Annotated in this window: 17 protein-coding genes; 11 read left to right on the forward strand and 6 right to left on the reverse strand. The window is 70.7% G+C overall.

The features are described from left to right. Positions 1-6: 6 nt before the first annotated feature. Positions 7-510: a PaaI family thioesterase gene (locus tag ACFQS2_RS11860; RefSeq protein WP_377017212.1), complete on the reverse strand. Its 504-nt coding sequence runs from the start codon at positions 508-510 to the stop codon at positions 7-9. Positions 511-572: 62 nt separating this feature from the next. On the opposite strand from ACFQS2_RS11860, the gene polA reads away from it, so the two are divergent. From polA to aroD, 7 genes are all read left to right on the forward strand, one after another. After that, positions 573-3,311: a DNA polymerase I gene (gene polA, locus ACFQS2_RS11865; protein ID WP_377793885.1), complete on the forward strand. Its 2,739-nt coding sequence runs from the start codon at positions 573-575 to the stop codon at positions 3,309-3,311. 247 nt (positions 3,312-3,558) lie between these two features. Further along, positions 3,559-5,052 (forward strand): 30S ribosomal protein S1, encoded by a 1,494-nt coding sequence (gene rpsA, locus ACFQS2_RS11870; protein ID WP_377017208.1) that lies wholly within the window; start codon positions 3,559-3,561, stop codon positions 5,050-5,052. A gap of 133 nt (positions 5,053-5,185) precedes the next feature. Further along, positions 5,186-6,016: an HAD-IIA family hydrolase gene (locus ACFQS2_RS11875; protein ID WP_377793886.1), complete on the forward strand. Its 831-nt coding sequence runs from the start codon at positions 5,186-5,188 to the stop codon at positions 6,014-6,016. Between the two features lie 73 nt (positions 6,017-6,089). Beyond that, on the forward strand, positions 6,090-7,343 hold the full coding sequence (gene aroC / locus ACFQS2_RS11880) for a chorismate synthase (protein ID WP_377017204.1): 1,254 nt from the start codon (positions 6,090-6,092) through the stop codon (positions 7,341-7,343). Continuing rightward, positions 7,340-7,882: a shikimate kinase gene (locus ACFQS2_RS11885; RefSeq protein ID WP_377017202.1), complete on the forward strand. Its 543-nt coding sequence runs from the start codon at positions 7,340-7,342 to the stop codon at positions 7,880-7,882. The genes aroC and ACFQS2_RS11885 overlap by 4 nt, the downstream gene beginning before the upstream one ends. Further along, the gene (aroB, locus tag ACFQS2_RS11890; RefSeq protein ID WP_377017200.1) at positions 7,879-8,961 is read left to right on the forward strand and encodes a 3-dehydroquinate synthase; all 1,083 of its coding nucleotides are present in this window, start codon (positions 7,879-7,881) and stop codon (positions 8,959-8,961) included. The genes ACFQS2_RS11885 and aroB overlap by 4 nt, the downstream gene beginning before the upstream one ends. A 9-nt stretch (positions 8,962-8,970) precedes the next feature. Next, positions 8,971-9,807, forward strand: a complete 837-nt coding sequence (aroD, locus tag ACFQS2_RS11895; protein ID WP_377017198.1) for a type I 3-dehydroquinate dehydratase — start codon at positions 8,971-8,973, stop codon at positions 9,805-9,807. Between the two features lie 5 nt (positions 9,808-9,812). On the opposite strand, the gene ACFQS2_RS11900 is transcribed toward aroD, so the two are convergent. Further along, the gene (locus ACFQS2_RS11900; protein ID WP_377017196.1) at positions 9,813-10,463 is read right to left on the reverse strand and encodes a cyclase family protein; all 651 of its coding nucleotides are present in this window, start codon (positions 10,461-10,463) and stop codon (positions 9,813-9,815) included. Continuing rightward, entirely contained in the window at positions 10,445-11,383 is a 939-nt protein-coding gene (locus ACFQS2_RS11905) for a trimeric intracellular cation channel family protein (protein ID WP_377017194.1), read from the reverse strand. Before ACFQS2_RS11905 ends, ACFQS2_RS11900 begins: the two co-directional genes overlap by 19 nt. Before the next feature lie 114 nt (positions 11,384-11,497). Here ACFQS2_RS11905 and coaE point away from each other — a divergent pair, with 114 nt between their 5' ends. Together coaE and uvrB are read left to right on the forward strand one after the other, a co-directional pair. Continuing rightward, positions 11,498-12,142: a dephospho-CoA kinase gene (coaE, locus tag ACFQS2_RS11910; RefSeq protein ID WP_377017192.1), complete on the forward strand. Its 645-nt coding sequence runs from the start codon at positions 11,498-11,500 to the stop codon at positions 12,140-12,142. A 10-nt stretch (positions 12,143-12,152) separates the two neighbouring features. Further along, complete coding sequence (gene uvrB / locus ACFQS2_RS11915; protein WP_377017190.1) at positions 12,153-14,258, forward strand: excinuclease ABC subunit UvrB; 2,106 nt, start codon at positions 12,153-12,155, stop codon at positions 14,256-14,258. A 44-nt stretch (positions 14,259-14,302) separates the two neighbouring features. Here uvrB and ACFQS2_RS11920 read toward each other — a convergent pair whose 3' ends face one another. The 3 genes from ACFQS2_RS11920 to ACFQS2_RS11930 form a co-directional block, all read right to left on the reverse strand. Next, entirely contained in the window at positions 14,303-15,814 is a 1,512-nt protein-coding gene (locus ACFQS2_RS11920; protein WP_377017188.1) for a DUF222 domain-containing protein, read from the reverse strand. 185 nt (positions 15,815-15,999) lie between these two features. Next, positions 16,000-17,745, reverse strand: a complete 1,746-nt coding sequence (locus tag ACFQS2_RS11925; protein ID WP_377017186.1) for a bifunctional 3'-5' exonuclease/DNA polymerase — start codon at positions 17,743-17,745, stop codon at positions 16,000-16,002. Then, positions 17,742-18,440 (reverse strand): MBL fold metallo-hydrolase, encoded by a 699-nt coding sequence (locus ACFQS2_RS11930; protein ID WP_377017184.1) that lies wholly within the window; start codon positions 18,438-18,440, stop codon positions 17,742-17,744. Before ACFQS2_RS11930 ends, ACFQS2_RS11925 begins: the two co-directional genes overlap by 4 nt. Positions 18,441-18,531: 91 nt before the next feature. Between ACFQS2_RS11930 and uvrA the strand changes: the two genes are divergently transcribed. Together uvrA and uvrC are read left to right on the forward strand one after the other, a co-directional pair. Then, positions 18,532-21,408 (forward strand): excinuclease ABC subunit UvrA, encoded by a 2,877-nt coding sequence (gene uvrA / locus ACFQS2_RS11935; RefSeq protein WP_377017182.1) that lies wholly within the window; start codon positions 18,532-18,534, stop codon positions 21,406-21,408. Between the two features lie 6 nt (positions 21,409-21,414). Next, positions 21,415-23,376 (forward strand): excinuclease ABC subunit UvrC, encoded by a 1,962-nt coding sequence (gene uvrC / locus ACFQS2_RS11940; RefSeq protein WP_377793887.1) that lies wholly within the window; start codon positions 21,415-21,417, stop codon positions 23,374-23,376. Positions 23,377-23,456: the final 80 nt, after the last annotated feature.

A 23,456-nucleotide genomic window follows, 5' to 3' on the forward strand; every position in this document is an offset into this window, starting at 1 on the left:
ACCCGGTCAGCGTGACGGCAGCAGCATGGTGGAGACGGTGACGGTGCTCAGCAGTGTGCCGCGCTCGTCGTGCACGTCGACCAGGTAGCTCGCCACCTGCCGACCGGCGTGGCGGATCGTGCAGGTCGCCGTGACGATCCCCTCGCGCGCCGAGCGATGATGCAGCGCCGAGACGGAGGTGCCGACGGCCTGGGCACCGTCGCCGTGGACCTCGCGGGCACGGAGGATCCCTGCGAACGAGGCAACCGACTCCGCGAGGGCGATGGTGGCACCGCCGTGCAGCAGCCCCGCCGGCTGCGTGTTCCCGGCCACGGGCATGGTCATGGTTCCGCCGCGAGCATCGAGGCTGAGCAGCTCCATGCCGCAGCGTTCGATGAGCGTGCCGCGGATCATGGGCTCGACGATCCTGCGCAGGTCCTCGCCGGACAGCGGGGCGGAGACGCCGGCCCGGTCCTGACCGTCGGCCGGACCGTCGCAGCCGGCAGGGTGGTTCTCTGGCGTGTCGGTCATGGACCGAGCCTGCCACAGCGGGACCCGCGCGCGCGTCGGGCCGACGTGGGAGACTGCTCCCCATGAGTGCGAACGACCTCGAAGGCCAGCGTACGAGCGACCTGAGCGACCAGCGCCCGAGCGATCTGAGCGGTCAGCGGCTGCTGCTGATCGATGGACATGCCATGGCGTTCCGGGCGTTCTTCGCGTTGCCCGCCGACGGATTCACCGACGGCCGCGGGCAGGCGACCAACGCCGTGTACGGGTTCGCCCGCATGCTCATCAACGTCGTCGCCTCCGAGCGTCCCAGCCACGTGGTCGTCGCCTTCGACCTGCCCGGCGCGACGTTCCGCGATCGCATGTACGAGCAGTACAAGGCGGGCCGCGACGAGACCCCGCCCGACTTCGCCGGGCAGATCCCGCTGATCATGCAGCTCCTCGATGCCCTCGGGGTGCGCTGGCTGACGGTCGAGGACTACGAGGCCGACGACATCATCGCCACGCTCGCCACCCGCACCGCCGCCGAGGGCGGCGAGGCGCTGATCGTCTCCAGCGACCGTGACGCCCTGCAGCTGGTCGGGGAGAACGTGACCCTGCTGCAGCCGGTCAAGGGCGTCACGGAGCTGCGCCGGATGACGCCCGAGGCGGTCGAGGAGAAGTACGGGATCCCTCCGGCGCGGTACCCGGACCTCGCGGCGCTGGTGGGGGAGGTCGCCGACAATCTGCCGGGTGTGCCCGGCGTGGGCCCCAAGACGGCGGCGAAGTGGATCCTCCAGTACGGCGACCTGCCCGGCATCATCGCCCATGCCGACGAGATCAAGGGCAAGGCCGGGCAGGCGCTGCGCGACCACCTCGAGGACGTCGAGCGCAACCGGCTGATGAACGCCGCTGTCACCGACCTCGACGTGCCTGCGGATCCGGAGCACTACGGGCTCGGACGCGGTGACGCCACGGCGCTGAACGCCGTGTTCGACGAGCTCGCCTTCGGCCCGGGGATCCGCCGTGACGTCCCCGCCGACTTCCTGTCCTCGGCCGAGGAGGTCCCGCAGGAGCCCGAGCGCGAGCTGCCCGAGCTGCAGCGGCCGAGCTCGAGCGAACTGATCTCCCTGCTGGACGGGGCCTTCGCGGATGCTGCGGCGATCGCGACCGACGGGAGCTGGGTGCTGGGCCAGGGTGAGGTGCGCCAGCTCGCCCTCGCCACCGCCGACACGCTGGCGGTCGTCGATCTCGCAGAGCTCGACGACACCGCCGAGGGGGCGCTCGGCCGGTGGCTGGCCGATCCTGCGGTCGCCAAGACCGCCCACGACACCAAGCTGGTCTCCCACCAGCTGCGCGGCCACGGCCTCGCCGTCGCCGGATGGCGCACGGATCTCGCGATCGCCGAGTTCCTCTGCCGGCCCGATCAGCGGCCGACCGATCTCGCGGGACTGACGATGCGGCACCTGCAGGAGGACCTGCAGGTCGAGTCCGCCGTCGCCCAGCAGGAGCTGGACCTGGGCGCCGAGGAGTCCGGCGGGGACCAGCTGGGGCGTGCGGCCGACGCCGTGCTGCGCCTGGAGCACCTGCTGCGCGCCGAGCTCGACGAACGCGGAGCCGCCTCCCTGCACGATGACCTCGAGCTCCCGCTGGCCGGGGTCATCGGAGAGGTCGAGGCCACCGGCATCGCCGTCTCCGATGACGTCCTGGCAGGCCTCGACGAGGAGCATGAGGCCAAGCAGGTCGCCGTCGCCGAGTCGGCGTACTCGCACATCGGCGGCGACCACATCAACCTGGGTTCGCCCAAGCAGCTGCAGGAGGTCCTCTACGAGCGGCTGGGCCTGCCCAAGGGGCGGCGCACCAAGACCGGGTACAGCACCAACGCGGAGACGCTGCTGGAACTGTTCGAGAAGACCCAGCACCCCTTCCTCGCCGATCTGCTCGCGCATCGGGACGTGACCAAGATGCGCCAGATCATCGACACGCTGCGACGGTTCATCTCCCCGGCCGGGCGCATCCACACCACCTTCCACCAGAACATCGCCGCCACCGGCCGGCTCTCCTCGAACAACCCCAACCTGCAGAACATCCCCACCCGTACCGAGGAGGGCCGCCGGATCCGTTCCGCCTTCCGCGCCTCCGAGGGGTACGCCGCGCTGATGACCGCGGACTACTCGCAGATCGAGATGCGCATCATGGCCCACCTCTCCGAGGACGCCGGCCTGATCGAGGCCTTCCGCTCGGGCGAGGACCTGCACAGCTTCGTCGCCTCCCGTGTGTTCGACGTGGCTCCCGAGGACGTCGACCCGGCGATGCGCTCGAAGACCAAGGCGATCAGCTACGGCCTCGCCTACGGGCTCAGCGCTTTCGGGCTGGCCCGGCAGCTGCGCATCTCCCAGTCCGAGGCGACCGCGCTGCGCGACGGCTACTTCGAGCGGTTCGGCGGGGTCCGGGACTTCCTGCGCCAGAGCGTCGAGACGGCGCGCTCGACCGGGTACACCGAGACCATCCTGGGCCGGCGCCGGTACCTGCCGGACCTCACCTCCGACAACCGTCAGCGCCGCGAGAACGCCGAGCGGGTCGCGCTGAACTCGCCCATCCAGGGCAGCGCCGCGGACATCATCAAGCTCGCCATGCTCCGTGTGGACCAGCTGCTGCGCGAGCGGGAGCTGAGCTCACGGGTCCTGCTCCAGGTGCACGACGAGCTGGTCCTGGACGTCGCCCACGGCGAGGAGGTGGCGCTGCGCGAGCTGGTCGCCGAGGGGATGGGCTCCGCCTTCGAGCTGTCCGTCCCGCTCGAGGTGGGCATCGGCATCGGCGCGAACTGGCTCGAGGCCGCGCACTGACGCTCGGGACCGCCGCTCGGGACGCGGGACAACTCACACCGTCACCGGCGGCGGGGACGCTTCGCGCCCTCGCACAAGGGTGGCGCGGCTGGTAGCCTGTCGAGGGTCTGTGCGTGGACTGTGCCCTTCGAGGCAGGGTCCGTCGCCCTCGCGTGAGGGCGGTGCGCGCGCGGATGCGCCCCGATCGCAGGGGCGCGGCACGTCCATCATCCCTACTCATACCTGTTCCGACGGAGTTCCTACCTACATGACCGAAACCACGACCCCCCAGATCGCCATCAACGACATCGGCGGCGCCGACGATCTCATGGCTGCCATCGATGCCACCATCAAGTACTTCAACGATGGCGACATCGTCGAGGGCACCGTGGTGAAGGTCGATCACGACGAGGTCCTCCTGGACATCGGCTACAAGACCGAGGGCGTCATCCCCTCGCGCGAGCTGTCCATCAAGCACGACGTCGACCCCGGTGAGGTGGTCGAGGTCGGAGACGGCATCGAAGCCCTCGTCCTCCAGAAGGAGGACAAGGAAGGCCGTCTGATCCTGTCGAAGAAGCGCGCCCAGTACGAGCGCGCCTGGGGCACGATCGAACAGATCAAGGAAGACGAGGGCGTGGTCACCGGCCGCGTCATCGAGGTCGTCAAGGGCGGCCTCATCGTGGACATCGGCCTGCGCGGCTTCCTCCCTGCCTCTCTCGTGGAGATGCGCCGCGTGCGCGACCTGCAGCCCTACGTGGGCCAGGAGATCGAGGCGAAGATCATCGAGCTCGACAAGAACCGCAACAACGTGGTCCTCTCCCGTCGCGCCTACCTGGAGGAGACCCAGTCCGCGGTCCGCTCCGACTTCCTGCAGACCCTGGCCAAGGGCCAGGTCCGCGAGGGCGCTGTCTCCTCCATCGTCAACTTCGGCGCCTTCGTCGATCTCGGCGGTGTCGACGGCCTGGTGCACGTCTCCGAGCTGTCCTGGAAGCACATCGACCACCCGTCCGAGGTCGTCGAGGTCGGTCAGAAGGTCAGCGTCGAGGTTCTCGACGTGGACATGGACCGCGAGCGCGTCTCCCTGTCGCTGAAGGCGACCCAGGAGGACCCGTGGCAGCTGTTCGCCCGCACCCACGCCATCGGCGAGGTCGTCCCGGGCAAGGTCACCAAGCTGGTTCCCTTCGGTGCGTTCGTGCGCGTCGAGGACGGCATCGAGGGCCTGGTGCACATCTCCGAGCTGGCCCAGCGCCACGTGGATCTGCCCGAGCAGGTCGTCACCGTCGACCAGGACGTCTTCGTCAAGGTCATCGACATCGACCTGGAGCGCCGCCGCATCTCGCTGTCGCTGAAGCAGGCCAACGAGGGGGTCGACCCCGAGGGCGACGACACCACCTTCGACCCGGCTCTGTACGGCATGGCCGCGGAGTACGACGAGAACGGCGAGTACAAGTACCCCGAGGGCTTCGACCCGGAGACCAACGAGTGGCTCGAGGGCTACGAGGCGCAGCGCGAGGAGTGGGAGGCCCAGTACGCGGCCGCTTACGAGCGCTGGACCGCTCACAAGGCACAGGTCGCCGAGGCGATCAAGGCCGACGAGGAGTCCGAGAACGCTCCGGCGGAGCAGGCCTCCACCTCCAGCCCGTCGCCGGCTCCGGCCGCTCAGCAGCAGCCGTCGTCCTACCAGTCGGCGACCACCGATGAGGGCACGCTCGCCTCGGACGAGGCGCTGGCCGCTCTGCGCGCCAAGCTGACCGGCGGCTGATCCTCCGGGAAGTCCTCACCGCGGCCCGGTCCCCGTCTCGGGGGCCGGGCCGCAGTGCGTCCGGCAGCATCGTCGGAATCAGCGCGTTCGAGCTGAGATGCAGATCCTCGCGCCGGGGTGGGAGACTGCGCTCATGAACACCGCGCTCGAAGATCACCCGATCCACTCCTGGCTGACCGACATGGACGGCGTCCTCGTCCATGAGCAGGCCGCCCTGCCCGGCGCCGCCGACTTCATCGCCGAACTGCAGCGGCTCGCCCGCCCGTTCCTGGTGCTCACGAACAACTCGATCTTCACGCCGCGCGACCTGCGCGCCCGCCTCTCGCGCAGCGGGATCGACATCCCGGAGGAATCGATCTGGACCAGCGCCCTGGCGACCGCGCGCTTCCTCGCCGAGCAGGCTCCCGGCTCCTCCGCCTACGTGATCGGTGAGGCCGGCCTGACCAGCGCGATGCACGAGGAGGGCTTCATCCTCGCCGACGCCGACGTGGAGTTCGTGGTGCTGGGGGAGACCCGGACCTACTCCTTCGAGTCGATCGCACGGGCGATCCGACTGATCAAGCGCGGGGCGAAGTTCATCGCCACCAACCCGGACGTGACCGGGCCCAGTGCCGAGGGTCCGCTGCCGGCCACCGGCGCCGTCGCCGCGATGGTCACCGCCGCCACCGGCATCTCCCCGTACTACATCGGCAAGCCGAACCCGCTGATGATGCGGACGGCCCTGAACCGGCTCGGAGCCCACTCGGAGACCTCGGTGATGATCGGGGACCGGATGGACACCGACGTGAAGTCCGGTCTCGAGGCAGGGATGCGGTCCGTGCTGGTGCTGTCCGGGTCCACCCGCGAGGACGAGATCACGAAGTACCCGTTCCGGCCCACCAGCGTCCTCAGCGGCATCGCGGACGTCGTCCCGCTGGTCGAACGCCTCACGCCGCTGTCGTCCCAGGAGCTGGACGAGGACTGATCCTCGGCCGAGGTCCTGCGCACAGCGCGGACGACCGCTCGTGCGCGCACGGCCACATGAGAGAATCGGGGCCATGTTGCGCTGGCTCACGGCCGGGGAATCCCACGGCCCGTCCCTCATCTCCCTGCTCGACGGCGTCCCTGCCGGCATCGAGCTGACCAGTGACGATCTGCAGGCCGCCCTGGCGCGCCGCCGTCTCGGCCACGGTCGCGGCAGCCGTCAGAAGTTCGAACAGGACGTGCTGACCATCCACGGCGGGCTCCGGCACGGCCGCACGCTCGGCTCTCCCGTGGCGATCGAGATCGCCAACTCCGAATGGCCGAAATGGGAGAAGGTCATGAGCGCCGACCCGGTCCCGCGCGAGGATCTCCTGGTCGACGCCGGCACCGGTGATGAGCGCGAGATCGCCCGGAACCGCCCGCTGAGCCGCCCCCGGCCCGGCCATGCCGACCTCTCCGGCATGCTCAAGTACGGCTTCGACGACGCCCGCCCGGTGCTCGAGCGCGCCAGCGCTCGCGAGACCGCTGCCCGCGTGGTCGCCGGCCGCGTGGCCGCGGCGCTGCTCGAGCAGGCCGCCGGCATCCGGCTGGTCTCCCACACCCTTGCGGTGGGCTCCGTGCGCGTGCCCGAGGACGCCCCGCTGCCGGGCCCGGACGACGCCGGCGCCCTGGACGGCGATCCGCTGCGCTGCTTCCACCCCGAGACCTCCGAGGCCATGGTCGCCGAGGTCGACGCCGCCAAGTCCGACGGTGACACCCTCGGCGGCGTCGTCGAGGTGCTCGCCTACGGTCTTCCCGTCGGCCTCGGCTCCCACACCCAATGGGATCGCAAGCTCGACGGCCGCCTCGCCCAGGCGGTCATGTCGATCCAGGCGATGAAGGGCGTGGAGATCGGGGACGGCTTCGCGACCGCCGCCCGCCGCGGCTCCGTCGCCCATGACGAGATCCTCGCCGACCCGGCCACAGGGGGGAACCCGTCGGCCGTCCCGCGCGCCAGCAACCGCGCCGGAGGGCTCGAGGGCGGCATGACCAACGGCCAGGTGCTGCGTGTGCGCGGCGGCCTGAAGCCCATCTCGACGGTGCCGCGCGCGCTGCGGACCATCGACGTCGCCACCGGTGAGCAGACCAGTGCGAATCATCAGCGCTCCGACGTGTGCGCGGTCGCTCCCGCCGCCGTCATCGCCGAGGCCGTCGTCGCCGTCACGCTTGCCGACGCGCTGCTGGAGAAGACCGGCGGCGACAGCGTCGAGGAGATCCGGGCGCACCTCGCCGGTACCGGGGACCTCCAGTCCCGCATTCTCGGCCACGGCCCGGAAACGGCCTCGTGAGCGGTCCCGCGGTCATCCTGCTGGGCCCCATGGGGGCCGGCAAGACCAGCGTGGGCCGGGAGCTCGCGGCCCGCCTCGACATGCAGTTCGCCGATCTGGACGCCCTGATCGTCGAGGAGGCCGGGCGCTCCATCCCGGAGATCTTCGCCGCCGACGGCGAGGCCGGTTTCCGCGAGCTCGAAGCCGGCGTCCTCGCCCGCGCTCTGGAGACCCACGGCGGAGTGCTGGCTCTGGGCGGCGGAGCGGTCATGACCCCCGCGTCCCGCGACCGTCTGCGCGGCGGCCCGGTGGTGCTGCTCGAGGTCGACGAGGAGACCGTCGCCCGACGCCTGGGCCGCGGGGCCGGCCGGCCCATGCTCACCGGGCAGGATCCGCTGCAGCGCTGGCGGGAGCTCTCGCTCGAGCGCGATCCGGTCTATCGCGAGCTCGCACGATGGAGGGTCGACGCCCGCCGGGGCAGTTCCGCGACCGTCGCGCGCACCATCACCGACATGCTGGGGGAGGACCTGCTGGCCCGCCCCGAGAAGGAGAGACCATGAGCACCACCGTGATCCCCGTGACCACGCCGAGCGGCGGGTACGACGTCCGCGTCGGCCGGGGCATCCTGCCCGAGATCCCCGCGATGATCCCAGATCGGGTGCGGCGCGTGGTCATCGTCCACCAGCCGAGCCTGCGCGAGGTCGCCGAGGAGATCCGGGCATCGATCGCCGAGGCCGGACGCGACGCCTTCGCCGCCGAGGTCCCCGACGGGGAGGAGGCGAAGACGGCGCAGGTGGCCGGCTTCCTGTGGGGTGTGTGCGGGCAGGCGGAGATCGGCCGCGGCGACCTCGTGATCGGCCTGGGCGGGGGAGCGGCCACCGACCTGGCCGGCTTCGTCGCCGCCTCGTGGCTGCGCGGCGTCGACGTGCTGCAGGTCCCGACCACGGTCGCCGCCATGGTCGACGCCGCCGTGGGCGGGAAGACCGGTATCAACACCGCCGAGGGCAAGAACCTCGTCGGCGCCTTCCATCCCCCGATCGCCGTTCTCGCTGACCTCGATGTGCTCGCGGGGCTCGGCCATCACGACACCGCCGCCGGTCTCGCCGAGGTGGTCAAGGCCGGTTTCATCGAGGACGAGCGGATCCTGGAACTCGTCGAGGAGGATCCCGAGGCCGTCCTGGACATCTCCTCGGCAGCGTTCCGCGAGGTCGTCGAGCGCGCCATCAGGGTCAAGGCCCGAGTGGTCTCCGCGGACCTCCGCGAGGCGGGCGAGCGCGAGATCCTCAACTACGGGCACACCCTCGGCCACGCCATCGAGCGCAACGAGCGGTACCAATGGCGTCACGGTGCCGCCGTCTCCGTCGGCATGATGTTCGCCGCCGAGCTGTCCCACCTCGCCGGCAAGCTCTCCGAGGCCGACGTCGATCGTCACCGTAGCGTCCTCACATCACTCGGGCTGCCGGTCACCTACCGCGACCGGCAGTGGCCGAAGCTCGAGGACGCCATGAAGCGCGACAAGAAGACCCGGGCCGGTCTGCTGCGCTTCGTGGTGCTCGATCGGATCGGGCACGTCTCACGGCTCGAGGGACCCGACCCGGCCCTGCTGCTGTCCGCCTACGCGGCGATCACCGCGGACTGAGGCGATCCCGTGACACGTTCAGGCGACTCCGGCTCCCCGGCGGCCGACGGCCCCGCGGCCGGTGGTCCCGCCGCCGATGCCGGTGTCGTGAGGGTGCGCGGGATCGAGCTCGGCCGGGGGCGGCCGGAGATCATCGTCCCGGTCACGGGCGCGGACCAGGGTGCCGTCCTGGACCAGGCGCGCGCTGCCACCGACTCGCCCGGCCGGGTCCTCGAGTGGCGCCTGGACCGATTCCGCCCGGACCTGGATGTCGCCGCGCACCGGGACGCCGCCGTCGCGGCGCTCCCGGCCCTGCGCGAGATCATGGGGCAGGATCGTGCCCTGCTGGTCACGCTGCGCACCTCTGCCGAGGGCGGGAGTCGGGAGATCTCCGACGACGAGCTCGCAGCAACTCTCGAGGCGGTGATGGCGGGCGGCTTCGCCGATCTCGTGGACGTGGAGACTTCCCGATCGCCCGAGACCGGGGCCTCGGTCATCGCCTCGGCGCACGCGCTGGGGCTCGCGGTGGTGGGATCGTTCCACGACTTCGAGCGCACCCCGCCGGAGGACGAGATGGCCGAGATCCTGCGTACCCAGCGCCGGCTCGGTGCCGACCTCCCGAAGATCGCCGTGACCCCCCGCGATGCTCGGGACGTGCTGGCCCTGCTCGCGGCAAGCGTCCAGGTCGCCGACGACGGGCTCGGCCCGCACATCGCGATCAGCATGGGCTCGCTCGGCGCGGTCAGCCGGGTCGCTGCGGAGACGTTCGCCGGCGCCGCCACCTTCGCGGCCGTCGGTGAGGGGTCCGCGCCCGGCCAGCTCGAGGCCGGGGAGGTCGCGCGCATGCTCACGCTGCTGCGTCCCTGAGCGCCTCACCCCACACGGGCGTATGCGCGGACGGGGAAGGACGGGGCGCCGGACACAGGAAGCGGAACCGCGGAGAACAACGCTCCGTCACTGGGCAGAGCATTCAACCGCGTCAGGTTCTCGACGATGAGTACGCCGTGGCCGAGCAGTGTCGAGTGCACCGCGCGCTCGGCCCCCGTGGTGGCGTCGATATTGACCGAATCTATTCCCACGAGTACCGCGCCCGATCGCACCACCTGGTCGGCCGCGGCCGCGGTGAGGTGCGGATGCTCGCTGCGTCCATATTCCTCGGTGCCCCAGTGTCGATCCCAGTCGGTGCGGATCAGCACGGCGTGCCCCGGAGCGTGCTGGGGCAGGAGATCGGCGCCGACTGCCGAGACACCGGTGGCGTCGACCACGAGGGCCGGCACATCTGCCACGCGATCGATGCCGAGATCTGCGATGTCCGTCCCGTTCGGGAACCGGTGCTGCGGAGCGTCGAGGTAGGTGCCCGTGCTAGTCGCCAGTTCGACGGACGCGATGCGGAACTCGGTTCCCGGGGCGTAGTGCGACCGGGAGTCCTCGAACGTGAGGACATCGTGGATCCGGGGCGCAGGAACGCCGGGGTGCATGGTCATACCGGGGGCTATCGGATGCGTCAGGTCGATGAGGGCCATGGAGGATCTCCCGGGTTGTCGGAACGGTCGGTGCGGAGCGTCGTCGAGTCATCGTCCTCGCCGGCCTCAGGAGCCACGGCGTCGTCGAGCTCATCGGCCTCGTCGTCGAAGGCGCGCTCCGCGTACGACGAAGCGTCGGCGTCGTTCGACGTCACGTCCTCGGCGAGATCATCGACGGAGTCATCGACCACTGGGATCGTGCCGGTCTCCATCGCCACCCGGGTGCGTTCGCTGCGCCGGGTGCGTCGCACCAGGGCCTTCAGCTGCGAGGCGGACATGGTCACCTGCCATTCGCTGTGCGCGGGCAGCGTCCACTGCCGCCAGGCCGCGAGCCCGGCGAGCACAGCCCCGATGCCGACGGCACCGAGCACCCATGGGGCCGGCATGCCCAGCGCGAACACCGCCCAGGTCAGCAGGGCCGTGAGGAACGCGCCGGTCGCGTACAGCGGGCCGCCGCCGAAGATCGCCGGGATCCGCCCCACCAGCACATCACGGATCACGCCCCCGCCGACCGCGCTGGCCACGCCCAGCAGGATCGCCGGCAGCACGTCGAGCCCGTACCCGAGCGATTTGGCCGTCCCGGTTGCCGCCCACAGTCCCATCGCCATGATGTCCAGCCCCGTGACCAGGCGCCGCCACAGGGTCCCCTCGGCCGAGATCACGAAGGAGAACAGCGAGCCGCCGAGCGCGCAGGCCAGGTACCAGGGCCCGTCGAAGGCGGCCGGGGTGCCGTAATCCAGGATCAGGTCACGCACGATGCCGCCGCCCAGACCGGCGGCGATGCCGATGATCGCGAACCCCACCGCATCGAAGTTCAGCCGGGAAGCCAGCGCCCCGGCGGCCACGCCCATGACGAAGACCCCCAGCAGGTCCAGGACGCGCAGGAGGTCGTTGGTCACGAGCAGTTCGAGGGGATCCACCCTTGAACCGTAAACCGCGATCCGGCCTGCGGGAACGCTGCCGTGACGGCTCTGACTCCGGCGGCTGCCGGGCGCGCCGCAGGGCAGGCTCCGGGCACGCCGTAGGATCGGGCCATGACCGCTGAGAGCCCGCTGCTGCGCATCGGCCTGACCGGCGGCATCGGCTCCGGGAAGTCGACCGTCGCGGCGATCTGGCGGAACGCCGGGCTCCGAGTGATCGATCTGGACGCCCATTCCAGGGCTGTGCTCGACGTTCCCGGACCGGGAGTCGAGGAAGCCGTCGCCCGCTTCGGCGAGGAGTTCCGCAACGCGGCGGGGACCATGGACCGGGCCGCGCTCGCCAACCTGGTCTTCGCGGACTCCACAGCCCGGGCCGATCTCGAAGCGATCGTGCTCTCTCGCGTCGACGAGGAGGTCGCGCGGGAGGAGGCCGAGGCCGCCGCGGCGGGGGAGGCGCTCGTGATCCACGACAGCCCGCTGCTGCTGGAGAAGCACAGGGACGCTGAGTACGGAGCCGTCGTGGTGGTCCTCGCGCGTCGCGAGGATCGGATCGCCCGCGTGGTCCGCGACCGCGGGCGGGACCGCGCCTACGTCGAGTCGGTGATAGCGGCGCAGGTCACCGACCTCGAGAGGATCCGTCGGGCCGATCGCCTGGTGCTGAACACCGCCGGCCGTGAGGTCCTGGACCGCAGAGCCACGAGAGCACTCTCACGCATCCTCGACGAGCACGTCCCGTCGTCCGTCGGGCCCGCGTCGTAGGCTCGGAGACATGCGTCCTGTCACCGATCTGGTCCGCGCCGAGCATCCCTTCGAGGTCGTCTCCGAGTACAGCCCCTCGGGCGACCAGCCGACGGCGATCGCCGACCTCGCCCGCCGCATCAACGACGGCGAGCAGGATGTCGTGCTGCTGGGCGCGACCGGCACCGGCAAATCGGCCACCACGGCGTGGCTGATCGAGCAGGTCCAGCGACCCACACTGATCATGGCGCACAACAAGACCCTGGCCGCGCAGCTGGCCAGCGAGTTCCGCGAGCTGCTGCCGCACAACGCCGTGGAGTACTTCGTCTCGTACTACGACTACTACCAGCCCGAGGCGTACGTCCCGCAGTCCGACACCTACATCGAGAAGGACTCCTCGATCAACGCCGAGGTCGAGCGGCTGCGCCACAGCGCGACCAACTCCCTGCTGACCCGCCGCGACGTCGTGGTGGTCTCCTCGGTCTCCTGCATCTACGGCCTGGGCACCCCTCAGGAGTACGTCGATCGCATGGTTCAGCTGGCTCGCGGTGACCAGCTCGATCGCGATCAGCTGCTCCAGCGCTTCGTGGACATGCAGTACGACCGCAACGACGTCGCCTTCGAGCGGGGCACCTTCCGGGTGCGCGGTGACACCGTGGAGATCATCCCGATGTACGAGGAGCTCGCGATCCGCATCGAGTTCTTCGGCGACGAGATCGACGCCCTGTACACGCTGCACCCGATGACGGGTGAGGTCATCCGCGAGGAGGACCACATCCACATCTTCCCCGCCTCCCACTACGTCGCCGGTCCCGAGCGGCTCTCTCGCGCCATCGAGTCGATCGAGGTCGAGCTCGCCGAGCAGCTGGAGCACCTCGAGAGCCAGGACAAGCTGCTCGAGGCCCAGCGGCTGCGGATGCGCACCACCCACGATCTCGAGATGCTGCGCCAGATGGGATCGACCAACGGCGTGGAGAACTACTCCCGTCATCTGGATGGTCGCGCGCCGGGCACCGCGCCGAACACGCTGATGGACTACTTCCCCGAGGACTTCCTGCTGGTCATCGACGAGTCCCACGTGACCGTCCCGCAGATCGGGGCGATGTACGAGGGGGACCGCTCCCGCAAGCGCACCCTGGTCGACTTCGGCTTCCGCCTGCCCAGCGCGCTGGACAACCGGCCGCTGACGTTCTCCGAGTTCACCGAGCGCACCGGCCAGACGGTCTACCTCTCCGCGACGCCGGCGGACTACGAGCTCGGCAAGTCGCGCGGGGTGGTCGAGCAGATCATCCGCCCGACGGGTCTGATCGACCCCGAGGTCGTGGTCAAGCCCGTCAAGGGCCAGATCGACGATCTGCGCGAGGAGATCGAGAAGCGCGTCCAGCGTGACGAACGAGTGCTGGTGACCACGCTGACCAAGCGCATGGCCGAGGACCTCACGGACTTCCTGCTGGAGAACGGGGTGCGCGTGCAGTACCTCCACTCCGACGTCGACACCCTGCGCCGGGTCGAACTGCTGCGTTCGCTGCGCGCCGGGGAGTACGACGTGCTGGTCGGCATCAACCTGCTGCGTGAGGGCCTGGACCTGCCGGAGGTCTCCCTGGTCGCGATCCTGGACGCGGACAAGGAAGGCTTCCTGCGCTCCCAGACCTCGCTGATCCAGACCATCGGTCGCGCCGCCCGCAACGTCTCCGGCCAGGTCCACATGTACGCCGATACGGTGACCGACTCGATGAAGGCGGCGATCGACGAGACCAACCGGCGCCGCGAGAAGCAGATCGCCTACAACACCGAGCACGGCATCGACCCGACCCCGCTGCGCAAGCGCATCGCCGATGTCACCGACATGCTGGCCCGCGAGGACATCGACACCGAGACCCTCATGGCCACCGACTATCGCTCGGGCAAGGAGCGGGTCCAGCGTGACAAGGCCCGTTCGAACGCGGTCGATGCCGTCAGCAACCGGACCGTCGACCTCGGGGACGACCCGGTCGGGTCGCTGACCGGCATGATCGACGAGATGACCGCGCAGATGCACCAGGCCGCGGAGAACCTCAACTTCGAGGTCGCCGCCCGACTGCGCGATGAGGTCCAGGAGCTCAAGAAGGAGCTGCGTCAGGTCCAGCGCTCGAGCTGAGCCACGCCGTCAGCGGGGTCTGGGCACGCTGCCGTGGCGGGCCATCACGCGGCCGGTTCCACCACGCTGTGGCAGAGGACCTCGACGCAGTCCGCGAGACTGAACCCGGCGCCCCCTGTGGTCGCAGCGATTCGATCCGGGTCTGCATCGTTCGCAGTGCTCGAAAGGGGGTGGGGCACCTCGCGCACGCTCATCCGATCATGCAGGGCGGGCCAGCGCGCCTGCACGGGGTGACCGGCGTCGTCGAGCACCTGGAACCGCGGCTGGTGCGCAGTGGTCCGGGCAGGGTCGGGGGCGAGCTGCAGACCGCCTTCGTGGACCATCACGTGGTGGCGCCGGCACAGCAGCGCCAGGTCCTCGATGTCCGTGGCGCCGCCCCGCGACCAGGCAGTGGTGTGGTGGGCGTCGAGATGCCGGCTCTGGTGGCAGCCGGGGAACGTGCAGACGGTGTCGCGCAGGCGGAGCGCGCGGCGCTGAGCACGGGAGGCGAGGCGCTGGGACCTGCCCAGATGGAGCACCTCGCCACCGGCGTCGGTGACCATCAGTGCGACCTTCCCGGTGCAGGCCAGCCGCTCCGCGGTACGAGATTCCAGGGGACCCTGGCCCACCACACCGCAGCGCTGGAGCGTTCCCGCGGGAACGCCGGGAGTGGCGGGCAGGGGTGCGGGCGCAGTGTCCCGCCCCGTGTCAACGGCATCCTGGTCGGCGGTCGGCGCGGACTCGCGAGATGGCGTTCCCGCGGGAACGGATCCGGTCAGCGCCTCGGCGCTGACCTGGACGACCACCAGGTGACGGTCCTCCCCGGAACGGTCGTCGGGCTCGGAGTCGAGAAAGCTCCGCGCCACGCTGTGCAGGGCGTCGGCCTTGCGCTGCTCCAGGGTCGGCGTGGTCGTGACCACGGCTATTGCGGCGTCGTCGCTCGGAGGCTCGTCGGATCCGGGATCGAGCGAGGAGGGATCGTGGCCGTCCCGGTCCAGGGCCAGATCCAGGGCGGTGACCACCTCAGCACCCGTCTCGGCGGGCAGCACCGCCCGGATCTCGACCATGCCGTCGTCCCGAGTCTGCCAGCGACCGTGGCGCACGGCATCCTGGCCGAGCCGGCTGCCGTCGACAGCGCGGAACGAGGAGATGGTCCGTGCCAGCTGGGAGGCGGTCATCGCCCGGGCCATGTCCACCAGCACGGCTTCGTCGACACGGTCGGTGACGCGGGTGATCTCGCGGACTTTGGAGAAGGACAGGCGGCCGGCGCGGAACTCCGCGACCGTCAGCGGCGCCTCCGGCAGAGCCCGTGCTACTCGGACGTGCTCGCGGGCGGTGCCCGGGGTCATGGAGCAGGCCCATGCCAGCCAGTGCGCCGTCGACTTCAGCCCCACGTACCAGCTCACCCCGTCCCGGGCATCGAAATCGGCCAGCGACAGCAACATGTCGCAGGTGGCCTCGGCGATGAACGCGGCCTGCTGCTGGATCTGCTCGCCCAGCGCCTCGGCTTCCTGCCGAGCGATGCGGGAGCGGCGCCGGTGCTCGGACGATCTCGACGGCAGCGGGGTGATGGTCATGGCGGTCTCCAACCGGCAGTTGATCTGGCTTCCGAGCCCAGTCCATCAGATGGGTGTGACCGACGACGCAGCAGCCGACGCGGTGTGGACCGCGGAGCGCTGGGGAGGAAGGAGCAGGGGGCGGAGCCTGGAGCGGGGACGGCGGGGCGGGGACGAGGAGCGGAGACGACGGAATCGACGTGACGTCACTTCGTCGGCGAGCGCTCCGTGATGGTCAGATCCAGGGGGAAGTCGATGGGACTGCGGGGGAACAGCAACCGACCGGCGGCATCGGCGGCGCTGCGGATGGCGTCGGCGACCGCGTCGGCCTGGGCGGCCGGAGCGTGCACGATCACCTCGTCGTGGAGGAAGAAGGCCAGGTGCGCGCGCCGCGCGAACACGGGCCCCGACGGCGTCGCCGCGTCGGCCGCGGCCACCGGCTCGAACCGGGCCAGCGCCAGGCGCAGCGCAGCCATCCACGACAGTGCCCATTCGGCGGCGGTTCCCTGGACCACGAAGTTGCGGGTGAAGCGTCCCCGGTCGCGGGCGGAGCGGCGTGCTCGTTCCTGCTCGCCGGGTTCGGCGTCGGGCAGGTAGGCCTGGTTCTGCGCCTGGTTCCATTCGGGCTCGGGGGCGGGGGAGGAGCGACCGAGCCACGTGGAGACCGTGCCGCCGCGCTCGCCCACCTGCGCGGCACCGTCCACGAGTGCCATGGCGCGGGGGAAGTTCTGCCGCAGCCGGGGCACCACCCGCCCGCTGTCACCGGTCGTGCCGCCGTACAGAGCGCCGAGCACACCGATCTTCGCCTCCTGGCGGCTGTCCACGATCCCCGCCTCGACGATCCCCGAGTAGAGGTCCTTGCCGGCGCCCGCCGCGACCATCGCCGGATCGGCGGACATCGCCGCGAGCACGCGCGGCTCCAGCTGTGAGACGTCGGCGCTGACCAGGCGCCAGCCGTCGTCGGCCCGCAGCGCCGGGCGCAGCTGCCGCGGGATCTGCAGAGCCCCGCCGCCGCTGGAGGCCCAGCGGCCGGTCACGACGCCCCCGGGAACGTAGACCGGCCGGTACCGGCCGTCGTGGACCCATTCCTCGAGCCAGGTCCAGCCGTTGGCGGTGAGCAGCCGCGACATCTTCTTGTAGCGCAGCAGCGGCTCGATCGCGGGGTGGTCGAAGCGGGTCAGCTCCCACTGCGAGGTCGATTCGACGTCGATCCCGGCGCGGTGCAGTGCGCGCAGCAGCCGGGGTGGCGAGTCGAGGCTCAGCTGCGGATCACCGAGGGCCGCGCGGACCTCCGCGGCGGCCTCCACCATCCCCGCCGGGCTCTGCCCTGCTGGGGGACGCGGCCCCATGGCATCGCGCAGGATCCGGTCGTGCTCGGCCGTGTCCCACGGGATCCCGGCGGCGTGCAGCTCGGCGGCGATCAGCGCGCCGGCCGATTCCGCGGCGACCAGCAGGCGCAGCCGCGCGGGGTCGATGGACCCGTCGACGGCGCGGCGCTGGCGAGCGAATTCGGCGAGCGCGGCCTCGATCTGGTGGGGAACGCCGTCGGTCCGGGCCGAGGAGTCCAGGTCGAACAGGGTCGCGCCGGCGCCTCTCTCCTCGCCGGCGCCGGGGTGCTGTTCGATCGGGACGTCCCAGGCTGTGGCCTCCCGGATCGCCTCCGGTTCCGCGACCAGCTGCGAATGGCGCAGGATCCGGTGGACCAGGCGCAGATCATGGCAGCGCTCGACGGTGACGCCCGCTGCGAGCGCGCGCGGGTACCAGGTCGCCGCGTCGCTCCACACCCAGCGGGGGCGTCGGTGCTCGCGGTGGGCGATGTGGGCGGGAAGCTCGTCGGCTCCCAGAGCGATGCGGTCGATCTCCTGCCCGTGCTCGTCGAGATCGACGATCACCACGTCACCGCCGCCGGCACGGCCGATGACGCACCAGGCGGGATCGGCGGTGCTGGTCACCAGCCTCTCTCGCGCCACTGCGGCAGCGAGGGCCGCTCGGCGCCGAGGGTGGTGTCGTCCCCGTGCCCGGGGTAGACCCAGGTCGCGTCCGGCAGCACATCGAAGATGCGCTCCTCGACGTCGTCGAGCAGCTGGAAGAAGCGCAGCGAGTCGTTCTCCGTGTTGCCCACGCCGCCGGGGAACAGGGAGTCGCCGGTGAACAGATGGTCGCCGGCCTCACCGCCGCGCCACAGCAGCGCGACGGACCCGGGGGTGTGGCCCCGCAGGGCAATCACCTCGAGGCGCTGCCGGCCGACCTCGAGCACGTCGCCGTGGGTCAGCTGCACATCCGTCGGCACGGCGATGGCAGGAGCGTCCTCCGCGCCGGCGGCCGTGCGGGCGCCGGTCGCGGAGACCAGCTCCTCGAGGGCGCCGACGTGGTCGTGGTGACGATGCGTGGTGACGATCGTGTCGAGTCGACCGGCGGAGCCGGCACCGGTGCGGGAGCCTGAGCCCTCGGCCACCAGTGCCTGCAGACGGTCGGCGTCGGCGGCCGCGTCGATCAGCAGCTGCGCGCCGGTGTCGCGGCAGGTGAGCAGATAGGCGTTGTTGTCCATCGGCCCCACGGAGGCCTTGCGGATCTCCAGAGCGGCGAAGGAGCGCAGCGCGCTTGGGCCGTGGGGTTCGACATGTCCGGTGTACTCGTTCTCAACCATGGCCCCAGTATGTCGCGGGGATCGGCAGATGTCGCGAGGATCTCCGGCGAACAGCTGTTCGAACGTCGCAGCGCGCTCGTAGGATGGAGCGGTGACTGAATCCCTCGTCGTTCGTGGTGCGCGCGAGCACAACCTCAAGAACATCGACATCGACATCCCCCGGAACCGCCTGGTGGTCTTCTCCGGGCTGTCCGGGTCCGGCAAGAGCTCCCTGGCGTTCGACACGATCTTCGCCGAGGGCCAGCGCCGGTACGTGGAGTCGCTGTCCGCCTATGCCCGGCAGTTCCTCGGCCAGATGGACAAGCCCTCCGTCGATCTCATCGAAGGGCTCTCGCCCGCGGTCTCCATCGACCAGAAGTCGACCAACCGCAACCCGCGCTCGACCGTCGGCACCATCACGGAGATCTACGACTACCTCCGCCTGCTGTTCTCCCGCACCGGCGTCCAGCACTGCCCGATCTGCGGCGAGGAGGTCAGCTCCTCCTCGGCCGAGCAGATCGTCGACTCCCTGCTGGAGCAGCCCGAGGGGACCCGCTTCCAGCTGCTGGCCCCCGTGGTCCAGGGCCGCAAGGGGGAGCACGTCGACCTCATCAGCTCGCTGCGCTCCCAGGGTTATGCCCGCGCCCGGATCGACGGGAAGACGCGGCGCCTGGACGAGGAGATCACGCTCGACAAGAAGTTCAAGCACACCATCGACGTGGTCGTGGACCGCCTGGCCGCCAAGCCCGATTCACGGCGCCGCCTGACCGACTCCGTCGAGACCGCGCTGCGCCTGGCCGACGGGCTCGTGGTGGTCGACTTCGTCGACGTCGACGAGGACTCCGAGGAGCGCACCCGCCGCTTCTCCGAGAAGCGCGCCTGCCCCAACGACCACCCGCTGGCCATCGACGACATCGAGCCGCGCACCTTCTCGTTCAACGCCCCCTATGGCGCCTGCCCCGAATGCACGGGCCTGGGCATGCGCCTCGAGGTCGACCCCGAGCTGGTGATCCCCGACGAGGACCTCAGCCTCGCCCAGGGAGCCATCGCGCCGTGGACCATGGGCTCTGCCGACCACCATCAGGAGGTCATGGCCGGGCTCGCCGAGGAGCTCAGCTTCTCGATGGACACCCCGTGGCGGGCCCTGCCGCAGCGCGCCAAGGAGGCGCTGCTGCACGGCAACGACTTCCAGGTCCACGTGCGCTACCGCAACCGGTTCGGACGCGAGCGCACCTATTCCACCGGTTTCGAGGGGATCCTGCACTTCCTCCAGCGCCGCCACTCCGACACCGAATCGGACTGGGCCAAGGAGCGCTACGAGCAGTTCATGCGCGAAGTGCCCTGCCCCACGTGCCAGGGCGCCCGGCTGCGCCCCGAGGTGCTCGCCGTGACCGTCGGCGGCCGCTCCATCGCCGAGGTGTGCGAGATGTCGATCCGCGACGCCCTCGAGTTCCACGAGGGCCTCCGGCTCGGGGTGCGCGAGGCCGCGATCGCCGACGAGGTGCTGCGGGAGATCCGCGCCCGCCTCGGCTTCCTGCTCGACGTGGGCCTGGACTACCTCACCCTGGCCCGCGCGGCCGGGACGCTCTCCGGCGGTGAGGCACAGCGCATCCGCCTGGCCACCCAGATCGGCTCCGGCCTGGTCGGTGTGCTGTACGTGCTCGACGAGCCCTCGATCGGTCTCCACCAGCGGGACAACGAGCGTCTCATCAAGACCCTCACCCGGCTGCGGGATCTCGGCAACACCCTGATCGTCGTCGAGCACGACGAGGACACACTGAACGCGGCGGACTGGGTGGTCGACTTCGGCCCGCTGGCCGGCGAGCACGGCGGCCAGGTCGTCCACTCCGGACCGGTCGAGGAGCTGCGGACGAACCCGCGCAGCCTGACCGGGCGCTACCTCTCCGGGGAGCTCGAGATCCCGCTGCCGCTGACCCGCCGCCCCGTGGACCGCCAGCGCATGATCAAGGTCGTCGCGCCCCGCGCCAACAACCTCACGGGCCAGGACGTCAGCTTCCCGCTCGGCGTGCTCACCGCCGTCAGCGGCGTCTCCGGCTCCGGAAAGTCGTCCCTGGTCAACGACGTGCTGTACTCCGTGCTGGCCAAGGAGCTCAACCGCGCCCGGATCGTGCCGGGACGGCACAAGCGCGTCACCGGCCTCGAGCACCTCGACAAGGTCGTCCACGTCGACCAGTCGCCCATCGGCCGCACCCCGCGCTCGAACCCCGCCACCTACACCGGGGTATGGGACCGGGTGCGCACCCTGTTCGCCCAGACCAACGAGGCGAAGGTGCGCGGGTACACCGCCGGGCGCTTCTCCTTCAACGTCAAGGGCGGCCGCTGCGAGGCCTGCTCGGGCGACGGCACCTTGAAGATCGAGATGAACTTCCTGCCCGACGTGTACGTCCAGTGCGAGGTGTGCAAGGGCCAGCGCTACAACCGCGAGACCCTCGAGGTGAAGTTCAAGGACAAGAACGTCGCCGAGGTGCTCGCGATGTCCATCGCCGAGGCGCTCGAGTTCTTCGACGCCGTCCCCGCGATCCGCCGCCAGATGCAGACGCTGGTGGACGTGGGCCTGGGCTACGTGAAGCTCGGCCAGTCCGCGACCACCCTCTCCGGCGGGGAGGCGCAGCGCGTCAAGCTCTCCGCCGAGCTGCACAAGCGCTCCAACGGGCGCACCATCTACGTGCTCGACGAGCCGACCACCGGCCTGCACTTCGAGGACGTGCGCAAGCTGCTCGAGGTGCTCGGCGGTCTCGTCGACAAGGGCAACACCGTGATCGTCATCGAGCACAATCTCGATGTCATCAAGACCGCCGACCACGTCATCGATCTGGGCCCCGACGGCGGCGCGGGCGGCGGCCGTATCGTCGCCACCGGCACCCCCGAACAGGTCGCCGCGGTCGAGGGCTCGTACACCGGCAACTTCCTCGCGCCCTTGCTGGCCTCCGGCCGCTCGAACCGGGTCGGCGTGCCGGCCGGGGCCTGATCCGCCATGGCCGACCCCGCCACCTACCGTCCCGCGACCGGGACCATCCCCACCCGGCCGGGGGTCTACCGGTTCCGCGACGAGCACGGCCGCGTGATCTACGTCGGCAAGGCGAAGAACCTCCGCCAGCGGCTGTCGAACTACTTCCAGGACCTCGCGGCCCTGCACGAGCGCACCCGGCGCATGGTCACCACCGCCGCCGGCGTGGAGTGGACAGTGGTCGGCACCGAGGTGGAGGCCCTCACCCTCGAGTACACGTGGATCAAGGAGTTCGACCCGCGGTTCAACGTCAAGTTCCGTGACGACAAGTCCTACCCGTATCTCGTGCTGACCATGGGGGAGAAGGTGCCGCGGGTGCACATCACCCGTCGTCCCCGCGCCAAGGGCGACCGCACCTTCGGTCCCTACCCCCAGGTCGGCGCGATCCGCGAGACCCTCGACCTGATGCTCCGGGTCTTCCCCGTCCGCTCCTGCACGCCCGGCGTGTACCGACGGGCCGAGCGCTCCGGGCGGCCCTGCCTGCTCGGCTTCATCGGCAAGTGCTCCGCGCCCTGCGTCGGGGACATCTCCCAGGACGAGCACCGCAAGCTCGCCGAGCAGTTCGCGGACTTCATGGCCGGCAACACCGCGACCTACACCCGCCGCATCGAGAAGCAGATGCGCGAGGCCGCCGCGGCCATGGACTACGAGACCGCCGCCGGGCTGCGCGATGACCTCGAAGCGCTGAACAAGGTCATGGAGAAGAACTCGGTCGTCCTCTCCGACGCCACCGACGCCGATCTGATCGGCCTCGCGCAGGACGAGCTCGAGGCGTCCGTCCAGGTCTTCCATGTCCGCGGCGGCCGGATCCGCGGCCAGCGCGGCTGGACCGCGGAGATCCTCGACGCCTCCACCGCCGGCGACCTGATCGAGCGGGCCGTGACCACCCTGTACACCGAGGGCGCCGCGCCCAAGGAGGTGCTGGTCCCGGTCCAGCCCACGAACCGTGACCAGGTGCTCGAACTGATCGGCAAGCAGGTGGATCTGCGGATCCCCCAGCGGGGTGAGAAGAAGAACCTGCTGTCGACCGTCACCGAGAACGCGCAGGAGGCGCTGCGGCTGCATCGGCTCAAGCGCTCCGGCGACCTCACCGCCCGCACCAAGGCCCTCGAGGACCTCGGCGAAGCCCTCGACCTGGCCGAGCCGCCGCTGCGCATCGAATGCTTCGACATCTCCCATTCCCACGGCACCAACGTCGTCGGCTCCCAGGTCGTGTTCGAGGACGGGCTGCCCAAGAAGAGCGAGTACCGCCGCTACTCCGTCACCGGTGACGCGGCGCGGGATGACACCGCCTCGATGTACGACGTCATCTCCCGCCGACTGAAGCACCACCTGAATCCGCCCGAGCAGACGGAGGAGGAGGCCCGCCGCTTCGCCTACCCGCCCTCGCTGATCCTCGTCGACGGCGGCCCGCCCCAGGTCGCTGCGGCCCAGCGCGCCTTCGACGACCTCGGCATCACCGACATCGCCCTGGCCGGCATCGCCAAGCGGCTGGAGGAGATCTGGCTGCCGGGCGACGACTATCCCGTGATCCTGCCGCGCACCAGCGAGGCCCTGTTCCTGGTCCAGCGCCTGCGCGACGAGGCTCACCGCTTCGCCATCACCTATCACCGCTCCAAGCGCGGGCGCGCCATGCAGGCCAGCGCCCTGGACGGCATTGCGGGGCTGGGCCCTGCCCGGCGCCGTGCTCTGCTCGACCGCTTCGTGACCGTCTCGGCGATCCGTCAGGCGTCCGAGGACGACCTCCAGCAGGTCGAGGGGATCGGTCCCGCGTTGGCCGCGCAGATCCTGGCCGCGCTACGATCCGACGAAGCGACGTCCACCGGAGCCGAGACCGGGAGCGCTTCCGCCGGTGACGCGGAGGCCGGGGAGGATGGCACGATCGACGTCGCGGTGGACATGGCGACCGGCGAGATCCTGGAGCGCTGATCCCCTCCGTCCCCAGCCCACGACCCCGGAAGGAATGCCTGGTGCACGACGAACCCCCGCTGGCCCCCCGCTCCGACACG

Source organism: Brachybacterium sp. GCM10030267 (assembly GCF_042666875.1).
Lineage (GTDB): Bacteria > Actinomycetota > Actinomycetes > Actinomycetales > Dermabacteraceae > Brachybacterium.

What these genes read in the sequence shown, in the direction of transcription:
- ACFQS2_RS11920 (WP_377017188.1), bottom strand. Translation starts at nt 15,814, where the DNA reads ATGACCATCACCCCGCTGCCGTCGAGATCGTCCGAGCACCGGCGCCGC.
- coaE (WP_377017192.1), top strand. Translation starts at nt 11,498, where the DNA reads ATGACCGCTGAGAGCCCGCTGCTGCGCATCGGCCTGACCGGCGGCATC.
- uvrB (WP_377017190.1), top strand. Translation starts at nt 12,153, where the DNA reads ATGCGTCCTGTCACCGATCTGGTCCGCGCCGAGCATCCCTTCGAGGTC.
- rpsA (WP_377017208.1), top strand. Translation starts at nt 3,559, where the DNA reads ATGACCGAAACCACGACCCCCCAGATCGCCATCAACGACATCGGCGGC.
- polA (WP_377793885.1), top strand. Translation starts at nt 573, where the DNA reads ATGAGTGCGAACGACCTCGAAGGCCAGCGTACGAGCGACCTGAGCGAC.
- uvrC (WP_377793887.1), top strand. Translation starts at nt 21,415, where the DNA reads ATGGCCGACCCCGCCACCTACCGTCCCGCGACCGGGACCATCCCCACC.
- aroB (WP_377017200.1), top strand. Translation starts at nt 7,879, where the DNA reads ATGAGCACCACCGTGATCCCCGTGACCACGCCGAGCGGCGGGTACGAC.
- ACFQS2_RS11875 (WP_377793886.1), top strand. Translation starts at nt 5,186, where the DNA reads ATGAACACCGCGCTCGAAGATCACCCGATCCACTCCTGGCTGACCGAC.
- ACFQS2_RS11900 (WP_377017196.1), bottom strand. Translation starts at nt 10,463, where the DNA reads ATGGCCCTCATCGACCTGACGCATCCGATAGCCCCCGGTATGACCATG.
- aroC (WP_377017204.1), top strand. Translation starts at nt 6,090, where the DNA reads ATGTTGCGCTGGCTCACGGCCGGGGAATCCCACGGCCCGTCCCTCATC.
- ACFQS2_RS11930 (WP_377017184.1), bottom strand. Translation starts at nt 18,440, where the DNA reads ATGGTTGAGAACGAGTACACCGGACATGTCGAACCCCACGGCCCAAGC.
- ACFQS2_RS11860 (WP_377017212.1), bottom strand. Translation starts at nt 510, where the DNA reads ATGACCGACACGCCAGAGAACCACCCTGCCGGCTGCGACGGTCCGGCC.